General features: G+C 45.3%; 11 protein-coding genes. 2 read left to right on the top strand and 9 right to left on the bottom strand.

Annotated features, from left to right (window positions below; all coding sequences use genetic code 11):
* Window positions 1-141: 141 nt before the first annotated feature.
* Window positions 142-498: a hypothetical protein gene (locus RH89_RS29765; protein WP_139063323.1), complete on the bottom strand. Its 357-nt coding sequence runs from the start codon at window positions 496-498 to the stop codon at window positions 142-144.
* A gap of 565 nt (window positions 499-1,063) precedes the next feature.
* Between RH89_RS29765 and RH89_RS19615 the strand changes: the two genes are divergently transcribed.
* Complete coding sequence (locus tag RH89_RS19615; RefSeq protein ID WP_004405709.1) at window positions 1,064-2,383, top strand: ABC1 kinase family protein; 1,320 nt, start codon at window positions 1,064-1,066, stop codon at window positions 2,381-2,383.
* Between the two features lie 39 nt (window positions 2,384-2,422).
* Here RH89_RS19615 and RH89_RS19610 read toward each other — a convergent pair whose 3' ends face one another.
* From RH89_RS19610 to RH89_RS19600, 3 genes are all read right to left on the bottom strand, one after another.
* Window positions 2,423-3,973, bottom strand: a complete 1,551-nt coding sequence (locus RH89_RS19610) for a flavodoxin domain-containing protein (protein WP_004405708.1) — start codon at window positions 3,971-3,973, stop codon at window positions 2,423-2,425.
* Window positions 3,974-3,977: 4 nt separating this feature from the next.
* On the bottom strand, window positions 3,978-4,406 hold the full coding sequence (locus RH89_RS19605) for a PAS domain-containing protein (RefSeq protein WP_004405706.1): 429 nt from the start codon (window positions 4,404-4,406) through the stop codon (window positions 3,978-3,980).
* 193 nt (window positions 4,407-4,599) lie between these two features.
* On the bottom strand, window positions 4,600-5,238 hold the full coding sequence (locus RH89_RS19600; protein WP_004405704.1) for a class I SAM-dependent methyltransferase: 639 nt from the start codon (window positions 5,236-5,238) through the stop codon (window positions 4,600-4,602).
* 168 nt (window positions 5,239-5,406) lie between these two features.
* Between RH89_RS19600 and RH89_RS19595 the strand changes: the two genes are divergently transcribed.
* Window positions 5,407-5,775 (top strand): winged helix-turn-helix transcriptional regulator, encoded by a 369-nt coding sequence (locus RH89_RS19595; RefSeq protein WP_004405702.1) that lies wholly within the window; start codon window positions 5,407-5,409, stop codon window positions 5,773-5,775.
* 75 nt (window positions 5,776-5,850) lie between these two features.
* Here RH89_RS19595 and RH89_RS19590 read toward each other — a convergent pair whose 3' ends face one another.
* The 5 genes from RH89_RS19590 to rbsD form a co-directional block, all read right to left on the bottom strand.
* Window positions 5,851-6,390, bottom strand: coding sequence for a redoxin domain-containing protein (locus RH89_RS19590; RefSeq protein ID WP_004405701.1), 540 nt, complete (start codon window positions 6,388-6,390; stop codon window positions 5,851-5,853).
* Between the two features lie 132 nt (window positions 6,391-6,522).
* Window positions 6,523-7,098 carry a CAP domain-containing protein gene (locus RH89_RS19585; RefSeq protein WP_004405700.1) on the bottom strand — a complete coding sequence of 192 codons (576 nt, stop codon included), beginning with the start codon at window positions 7,096-7,098 and terminating at the stop codon, window positions 6,523-6,525.
* Window positions 7,099-7,324: 226 nt separating this feature from the next.
* On the bottom strand, window positions 7,325-8,350 hold the full coding sequence (locus tag RH89_RS19580) for a substrate-binding domain-containing protein (protein ID WP_038146770.1): 1,026 nt from the start codon (window positions 8,348-8,350) through the stop codon (window positions 7,325-7,327).
* A 1-nt stretch (window position 8,351) separates the two neighbouring features.
* Window positions 8,352-9,278, bottom strand: a complete 927-nt coding sequence (rbsK, locus tag RH89_RS19575) for a ribokinase (RefSeq protein WP_004405698.1) — start codon at window positions 9,276-9,278, stop codon at window positions 8,352-8,354.
* Between the two features lie 31 nt (window positions 9,279-9,309).
* The gene (rbsD, locus tag RH89_RS19570) at window positions 9,310-9,729 is read right to left on the bottom strand and encodes a D-ribose pyranase (protein WP_004405697.1); all 420 of its coding nucleotides are present in this window, start codon (window positions 9,727-9,729) and stop codon (window positions 9,310-9,312) included.
* Between the last annotated feature and the right edge of the window lie 110 nt (window positions 9,730-9,839).

The raw sequence follows: 9,839 nt of genomic DNA, 5'->3' as shown, positions 1-9,839 counted from the left end.
TTAACTGAAATTCAAACACGCATCGGTCTAGGACAATAAAACCAAATCTGAACGCTAAAAATACACAAAGCATTATCAACATTGCTAAAAAAATATGCATACACACCACTATTTCAAGAGTTAGTAGAAAATGACCGATTGTCATGCTTCGGTATTGTTTGACTTTAACTTACATAAAGTAAGTACTGCAACGAAAGACCCAAATCCCCAAAAAGGCCAATACCAAACCAGAAGACTTCGCCATGGAGGAACTGGAAAGAGAACGCTCCAGATCAAGCACACCAAAACACTTAATGCTACGTGGACACTTAGATTTGGGCGAGTAACAATGCTCTTAGTCACACAACCCGCCAATATCCCAGCAAAAAAAGAAATAAAGCAGCTTACTATTGGATAGTTTTGGGAAGAGAAGAACTCGTAGTAAGCAAATGTACCTGCAATCTGGATACTAAACAGCGTTGCGAAACCACACCAAAATGCCAGTATGTTTAACTTCATTAAACTCCCTCTTTGTTGCCCAGACTTTTTAACATCAGATTCAATTCGCTCCAAGAACCCCCGCTTGTCCTGTCAGCGAATAGCACTATGAGACAGAAAAACAGCCCAAACAAAAGGAAGAGACCGAGATGCTTCAAACACAACTTTCGGTAACTTTCACCTATGTCGTTGTGTGCTCCCTTAATAAATATCAGAAAAGGCAAAGCAATAGCCAAAGGTAATGACTTTTTATCGAGTTCATCGATAGTTTTGTTGTAGAAATTAATACCTTTAAATAAATTGATTGCTGCACAGACTAAAATTATTAAACCTACTTAAAGAGCAATATCTGAAATCGACAAATCTTTTCCACCTTCGCACTTCTTCACCATCGAGTACAGCCTATATGACACAATTTTCTTCACAAGAAAACCGCTGCGTTAAAATTGCGACTAGCGGATAGCACGGCTAAGTATAGAAGCCATAAACTGATCCTAAACAGCACAATCCATCGTATTGATAATTCGACTAAATGTATTTGTGCGCATTATCATATAGTGGTCACGCGCCTTGACTGAGAGTGTTCATGTCTTCGAGAGAAAGAAACCTACCTTCACACCGTATTTCCAGATTTGGCAAGTTTGCATCCTTGACTGCCCGTGTGGCGGGCAATGTGTTGGCGGAAGGCACCAAACAGCTTGCCCAAGGGAATAAACCCAAAGCCAAGGATTTGTTGTTAACGCCGCAGAACATCGGTCGCCTGACCGATCAGCTTGCGCATTTGCGCGGTGCGGCGATGAAGTTAGGTCAAATGCTTTCGATGGATGCGGGGGACTTGCTTGAACCAGAGCTGGCGAACATTTTGGCGCGGCTTCGATCCAACGCCGATCCCTTACCTTCCAAACAGCTCAATCAGGTGTTGGAAAGCAGCCTTGGAAAAGAGTGGAAAACCCAATTTCTGGCTTTCAAATTCAAACCGATTGCCAGTGCGTCTATCGGTCAGGTGCATCAGGCATACAGCGACGATGGCGACAAATTAGCGGTTAAAGTGCAGTACCCGGGCGTGCGCAAAAGCATAGACAGTGATGTCGATAACGTTGGCACGCTGTTGAAGGTTGTTGGCTTGTTTCCCGAATCGGTGGATTACAAAGGGCTTTTGGAAGAAGCCAAAAAGCAGCTTCACGATGAAGCGGATTACCAACGTGAAGCGGAATTCGCTACTCGCTATTACCAAGCTTTGAAAGCGCATCCGTTTTTTGTGGTGCCAAAGATTTACCAAGAAATGTCTTCCGATTCTGTGCTCACAATGGCGTTTATTGAGGGCGTTTCCATCGATCAGATTGAAAGCTTTGATCAAGAGACACGTAATAAGGTTCTGCATAACCTCATCGATTTGATGTTTAGAGAACTCTTTGAACTGCGTATGGTTCAAACCGACCCTAACTTCGCAAACTACCTTTACCTTGAGCAGTCTGACCAAATCGGGTTGTTGGATTTCGGAGCCACGCGAGAATACAGCACCGAATTCAGCGAGGGCTATCGTCAGGCATTTATTTCTGTAACCAACAATGACGAGCAAGGATTAAATCAGGCATTGGAGCAAATCGGCTTTTTCAGCCAAACCATTTTGCCGCATCAACGTCAGGCAATTTTGGGGTTAGTGAAACTGGCGTGCGAACCCATGCTTGTCGATGAAGAATACGATTTCAAAGCCAGCGGATTGGCTCAGCGAATTCGGGAAGCGGGAACTGTGTTAAGCATGGAACAGGACTATTGGCATACTCCTCCTGCTGATGCATTATTTCTTCACAGAAAGATTGGTGGGATTTACATGCTTGCGTCTAGGCTTGGAGCAAAAGTCAACATTCACCAACTCATCAAACCTTATCTGGCTCCTTCTGTGTAACTCACTTGAAAGCCAGTCCCTTGGCAATCAAGAAGCCGATTAAAACAGATCGAGGTGAAGCCTTTCTGCCTCAGTTAAAGTTTGGAATTTGTTGTCAGCAGAACGTTCGCTCAGACCATTCATCATAGGCTCAATTTCGGTCGCGAGATTTTGCTTTCGTCCGCAAACATACACATGAGCACCTTGGTCAATAAAATCGTTCACCAAATCCTGATGCTCGTTTACGGAGTCTTGCACGTACACTTTTGAGTCGTTATCTCGGGAAAACGCCACAAAACAGTTTTGCAATGTACCCGACTTGAGCCAACGACAAATCTCGTCCTTATAAGCAAAGTCTTTGTCCTGATGTTTTTCACCAAAAAACAGAATGCACGGCGAATTTGGCTGAGTGCGTTCTCTGGCTTGAAGGTATCCGATGAAGGGGGCGATGCCTGCACCAGTCGCGATAAGCACACTCGGGACATTCATATCGAAATGGAAACTTGGGTTAGATCTCACAAAAAGTGGCACCTGATCTCCCGCTTCCAGTGAGTGAAGGTAAGCCGTAGCACAACCCGGTCTCGGCTCAGCATTTTCCGGATCGCTCCACACCTCTCGCACACAAATATCCAGAGTATTGGTATCTGCCAACAGGCTTGATGCAATGGAGTAGGTTCTCGGTTCAATGCCTGAAAGACACAAAGACAACTCTTCGAGCGTTACAGCTTCTGGAGGGTAGAAATCTCGCAGGAGATCGATAATTTGATGACGTTTCAAATACTCTGTTAACGCCGCTTTATTGCGGTGTTTTAACAGTGCTTTCAAGTCGTTGTTCGGGTATTTCTGGGTCAGTTTTCGCAGCGTCGCTTTGCTGATTCTGGCGATTTCCTTACTTGCCAAAGCGGCTTGCACTTCTGAAAGAGGAACTGAGAAAAATTCAGCAAAAGGGGTGAGTAATGGTGCCTGATTGGTTGGAACCAGATGAACAATATCTCCCGGCTGATACTGGATCCCACTGCCTTCAATGTTCAATGTGAACCGATACAAACACGGAAATGTGGCTGTCAGTTGTGAAGCCGAAAGCAAACTGGCTTGATAGGCAGAATCTTCACCGTAAGACGTTACCGAAATATCCAATGACAGACCCGCTTCGGAATTGTTCTCAAGCAGAACGGATTTTAGTGTGCTTTTCCAGGTTTCAAATAGTGGGAGATAGTTAAGATCGGCATCGACCCGGTTGATTAATCGCTTAGCTCCCAAAGCTGCCAAGGCGTTATCTAACCCCTTACTGAATCCGCAGAAATTAGGGTAAGCCGTATCACCCAGCCCAAAGACACCAAATGAGAAAGTCAGTGGTGATGTGATTTCCTGAAATTTTTGCCAGAAAAGCTCGGCATTACCCGGTGGTTCTCCGTCACCAAAAGAACTGGTAATAAAAGCGACGAAGGTATTTTCATTGATGGAAGAAGGATCAAATTCATCCAGTTCTTTTAAGGTGATATCGAAGCGCTGCGCAAGTTCGCTGTCGGAAAAGAGCTGGCTCGCCAGCTCTTTGGCATTTCCGGAGACAGAACCATACACAACATACATGCTCTGAATGGCTGACTGCATAGGCTTACGCTCCCTCGTAGTACTCGTCGTAAACTTCTTTGGAAAATTCAACGGCGTCGAAATCTGCCATTAGATCGTTAATCACACGTCTTACGCTGATGTACTCTGTGATCTCTCCTTCTTCGTTAAAAATTGGCTGTACAGAAGTATCTACGACGTAGATTCCGCCATTTTTCCCTTTGTTAGGCACAATACCCGTCCAGATTTTTCCGGCTTTGATTGTATCCCACATGTCTTTGTAAACCGCCTTCGGCACCTGCTCGACACGTACGATGTTGTGGGGTTGACCAACAAGTTCATGCTCCTCATAACCCGTTAGCTCACAGAACAGAGAGTTCACGTAAGTGATGTTGCCTTCAAGATCGGTTTTAGAGATAACCATGGCGTTCTGAACCGCTTTCATGATCTGATCGTTTAGTGTTTGTTGAGTCATGTTTTATACCTTTTATGATAATGGTTATTATTCAGACTAATATAAGTTGCATTTGAAATGCAACTTATATTACACAAATAAGATCATCAAGATAATCTCATGATTTTATTAACAATAAATCAACATTTTCATGCAAAGCTCAGCAGGAAAGATAACGGCAATGAGACGGTAAATTTTGCGAATATTAGACTGTTTAAGATCGCTTTTTCAGAGCCATTCGGCTCCAGATAACTTCGGCTTTATTCGGTATCTTGCTGGGCTGATTCTGCAAATGGAGAACCACTTGAAGGTCGAATTCTTCAGCGTACTGAAGTAATTCTTCATCTGAGGTTGGGAAGACATGTTGCCCCATTCCCGCAGGTCCATTTCTTAGTGAAATGGCACACACGCCTCCCTTGCTCAGGAGGTCGGAAAGTCTTTGGATACACGTTCTGCGTTCATCTCGATTCAGGTGATGCCAGACTCCATCCAACAGAATAAAATCAAAGGATTGACGGGCATTTTGCAATTCTTTAAGGCGAGGCAGGCTGTCTTCAATCCAGCTTATATTGTGTTCATTATGAGTGGCTTTAGCAATATTCAGAAATTCTTTTAATGGCTCAACAGCCACCACCTGATACGCTAATTTCGCTAAAGCCGCAGCGTTTTGCCCAACTCCGCAACCCGCATCTAACACGCGGCTACCTGCAGAGGGTAAAAAGGGCAGAAAATCACGGTTAATCACCTCGAATTCCAGATTCAGGCTTGCCTGAGCAAACAAGTCAACACCCGACTCGTACCCTTTTGTTCCTTTTACTGCATTCATTCCATTCACCCCGTCAAATTCCGACAATTATTTTCCTCTTTTGGCGGTCAATGTTAAACAGATAAATAGAAGCCCAGTGATCGTCTTCTAAAGTGGGGATATAAACGATCACTCTGAACACATTCTTTGTTATTTCAGTATGAATATCAGAGTTTCTTACCCTGATCTTTCGACTAAACGCATTCGGAGTACACCATGGAAAGCAAAATAATTGTTGATTCTAAAGGCAGGAAATCTGTTACAAACCGTTGTACCGGACCTTGCCCAATAGAAAGAGGAATGCGTTTACTCAGCGGGAAATGGAAGGCATCGATCATCTATCAGTTGAAAGATGAACCAGTACGTTTTAACGATCTGGCTCGGTTACTGAGTGGCGCCAGCAAAAAGATCATTGATCAGCGCCTGAAAGAACTGGAAAGTGAAGGAATGATAGTTCGTAAAGTCATCAGTGAACGCCCCATTGCGGTAACCTACGAGCTTACAGAGTTTGGCAGAACGGCACTCAGAATTCTTGAAGAGCTGAAGAACTGGGCTGAAAACCTCCCCGTTCCTGTCACAGAGTGATCCTAAAGAAAAGCAACTTATGTGAGTAACATAAGTTGCCCTTGATATTCAATGTTAGGTTAGGGTCTGTTGACCTTAGTATTCCACTGTGCCGCGAATAGGGTAGTTGTTTTCTGGGTTACGAATCCAGGCAAGTCCGCGAGTCAATGCTCCCAGTTCTGGTCGTACAAATGGGCTATTGGCAATATCAACCACCTGAAGCCCGCCATTCTCGTTAACCACAAACAAACCCGGCTCGGCAAAGTTATGGTCTGTTTCCTGCTCAGAACGTGGCTTAGAGATGTACAAACCTAAAGCCTTCATCTGTTCTTCTGTTAACCCATAAGCAATTGGGAAGCTGACATCTAACTGCTCCAGATGCGCTTCTAACTGATGTCTGGCGTCACCTGACACAGCAAGAATATCAATGCCAAGTTCCTCAAACGCTTTTTTGTGGCTTTCAATTTCATTCAAATATTTGGTACAAAGTGGGCAATGCTTTCCACGATAAACAATTACCGCCTGCCAGGTTGCGTCTCCTTGTGGCTGACCAAGAACAACGTCTGATCCGTCAAGCAAAGTTGCAGAAATCTCGGGGAATTTATCCCCCGCTTTAAGTTTCACTGAGTGTCCCATATTTTCTCCTGGTTGAAGTCAAAGTTCGTACTGATTACGAAGTAACTTAGAGAAAAATTATCAATAAAACAACCAGTTAACTTTTAGTAACCTAGTTACTAATTTGCCACCATGTGTGTCTGAATCAGAGGGTTACCGCCTTGCCCCAAACACCTGAGTCCAGTAAAAACGGTAAGTCGCATCGCTGTTTTCAACCATGGCAGCACCGACGTCTTTGTATCCGGCTCCCATGATGTTCTCACAATGCCCTTTACTGGACATCCAACCCGCCATGACATCGTGAATATTGATTCTTCCAGCAGAAATATTCTCGCCAATAAAGCCACCCGGGTAACCCGCGTCGTTCGCTCTGTTTTCAGGTTCTTTGCCATCCAGACCCGTATGATCAAAGAAGTTGTAGTTCGCCATATTGGAGGAATGGATCTGAGCTGCCATTTCAAGCTCGCTGCTCCAGGTTAAAGGCTCGACTGCTGGCATTTTAATACCACCACAGGTTTGAGGAGAAGATCGGAAATGGTTAATCGCAGCAAGCATTTCCTTAGCAAATTCAGTTTGGTCGACGGGAGGTAACGTCGGGTCCGTGGGCTTAGTAACGGGGGGAATTTGACCACCCGTCTGACTCGCACCATTCGTGCTTTCACCACCACATCCAGCCAAAAAAGCCATCGCCATTACTGTCAAGGTGCCAGATTTCAAAGTACTTAACATGAGTTTCCCTCGCTCAATTCAAATCGATGGCACCGACGCTAAAGATAATTTTATAAAAGTTAAACAGGCAAACTGAAATACTGATAAACAGTTTTCAGGACACTGACATTGCCCTGTAATTTGAAACAAGAGGGAAATAAGCTGACTTGAGATTGGAAGGAATGCCTCAGACTAATCGTTCTGAGGCAAAAGAATTTACATTGTAAATTTTAAAGAGTTCGAAGCCTCACTTTGATGTGTTCGGATCAGACAAATTCTTCACGCTATTACGAGCAATAAGTGAAGGTTCGAGTTGAACCACCTGATGCTCTGAGGTTTCTTTTTCCAGTTTCTTCAGCAGCGCATCAACAGCCGCTTTGCCTAATTCATGTTTTGGCTGATGAATTGTCGTTAAAGAAGGGGTCATGAACTTTGCGATATGGACATCATCGTAGCCAATCAGAGAGACGTCTTCTGGAACGGAAATGTCCTTTTCGCTGGCGGCATTGATCACTCCCATTGCCATCATGTCGTTACAGACAAAAATTGCACTCGGCAGAGCTCCCCTCTCATACATAGTATTAAAGGCTTGGTAGCCACCATCACATTCAAAATCCGATTCTACAATCCATTTGGATGAAACCGTCAGCCCTGCTTCATTCATCGCACGTTTGTAGCCTTCGTAACGCATTTGTGCCTGATGTTTGCTAAGCGGTCCTGTAATGCAGCCAATATTGTGGTGACCTTGCTCAATCAGGTATTTCACTGCCAGATAACCACCGTGTAATGAGTTGTCCTGTATCTTATCGCTGGTAAACAGCATAGGTCCCCAATCCATCACTACCACAGGCACGTCTGGGTGTCGGTCGAACACTTCGATTCGTTCACCCTCGACCGTCGAGCACATCAAAATCAACCCATCGACTCGTTTTTGCAGCAGGGTGTCGATGGAGGTTTTCATTCGCTCGTTATCCCCTTCGGTATTGCAAAGAATGAGGTGATACCCATTTTGGTAGCAACTCTCCTCTACTCCTCGCACTATCTCGCTAAAAAACGGGTTCGTTGAGGTGGTCACCAACATGCCAATGGTTTGAGTGCGATTGAGCTTCAAACTGCGGGCAATGGCTGAAGGTGCGTAATAGTTAAGTTCTTTGGCGGCGTTATTTACCCGTTCCGAAATCTCTTCGCTAACGAATCGGGTCTTGTTGATCACGTGACTGACCGTGGAAGTAGAAACGCCAGCAAGTCTGGCAATGTCTTTCATTGTCGCCATGTTATGCATTCAACTGTTTTTCAAGAAAATCATCGACTTCTTTTCTTGTTGGAATGGAGGTTTGCGCACCGAAACGAGTAACGGACAGGGCTGCCGCAGCGTTTGCGAATTGGATGGCCGATTCCAGTGGCTTGTTTTCCAGTAGCCCAGTCACCAACGCACCGTTAAAAGTATCCCCTGCTGCTGTGGTATCTACCGCTTCTACGCGATAACTGGATATTCCCTTTCCGACACCGTTCTGGCTAAGCCAGACGCCTTTCGCACCTAAAGTGATCAATACGGTTTCAATGCCTTTCTCATGCAGTACATTTGCTGCCTGCTGAGCAGACTCCTCATCCGTTACTTTAATGCCCGATAACACTTCTGCTTCGGTCTCATTCGGAGTGATCACATCGACACAGCGCAATAGACTATCGGGCAAAGGGCAGGCAGGTGCAGGGTTCAGTACCACGCGAGTTTCACTTTCTTTTGCAGCCACTGCAGCACGTTCTACCCCATCCAAAGGTGTCTCGAGCTGCATTAACAGGTAATTCGCAGTGCGAATCTGATCCAGTTCAGGTTGTATTGCTTCTGAAGACAGCTTGGCGTTGGCTTCCGCCGATAAGCAAATCGTGTTTTCGCCATCATCAGATACCTGAATCATGGCGATACCTGTCGGGCAATCGGGCTGCACTCTTACCCCACGAATATCAATACCATCCCTCTGAAAGCTCTCTCGGATATTGAGCCCAAAAGCGTCGTCCCCGACACAGGCAATAAAGCCGATATCCGCGTTCAGGCGAGCGGCTGCGACTGCCTGATTGGCACCTTTACCTCCCGGAATAACCTGATAGTTTCGCCCGTGTAACGTCTCGCCCGGGCGGGGGAAAGAGGGAACCTGCAACACATGATCTGCATTGACACTGCCTAACACCACTAACTTGCTCATACGATTATCCTTTGTTTTCTATCTAATGTGGCTAAAAAACGACACCAGCCTGAAAAATTACATTCGCATACGGAGTGCATTCACCCGTGCGAACCACTGCTCTGCTTCGTTCTGTTCTGGCTTTGAAGGCTTCATGAGGCACGTAATTCACCGCAATACTCTTACCAGATCTGCCCTCTTCTTTTTTCAGTTCTGCCAGCAAGGCTTGGTGGTGTTCTGGGCTGACATCGGCAAACTCTTTGGCGATCACCACACCTTCAATCTGCAATTCCGACAACACTACCCGCACGGTTTCAAGAAACTCGGGAACGCCGTGAGTCAGTGCTAAATCGATACGTCTGACCGAGGGAGGAATAGGCAATCCCGCATCACAAATAGTGATTTCATCGGTGTGACCAAGCGTCGCCACCAGATGGGACAATTCTGAATGGATCAGGGTACCTTTCTTCATTTTCTCACCTCATTTACCAAAGTTTTAAGAAACAGACTTCTAACATTTCAAAACCATCGAAACGTTTCGACATACTCCTCTCCTCAGATTTTTTTGCACGACAAGAACGG

This window comes from Vibrio nigripulchritudo ATCC 27043, assembly GCF_000222685.1.
Taxonomy (GTDB): Bacteria; Pseudomonadota; Gammaproteobacteria; order Enterobacterales; family Vibrionaceae; genus Vibrio; species Vibrio nigripulchritudo.
This window is presented reverse-complemented; position numbering and strand designations above follow the sequence as displayed.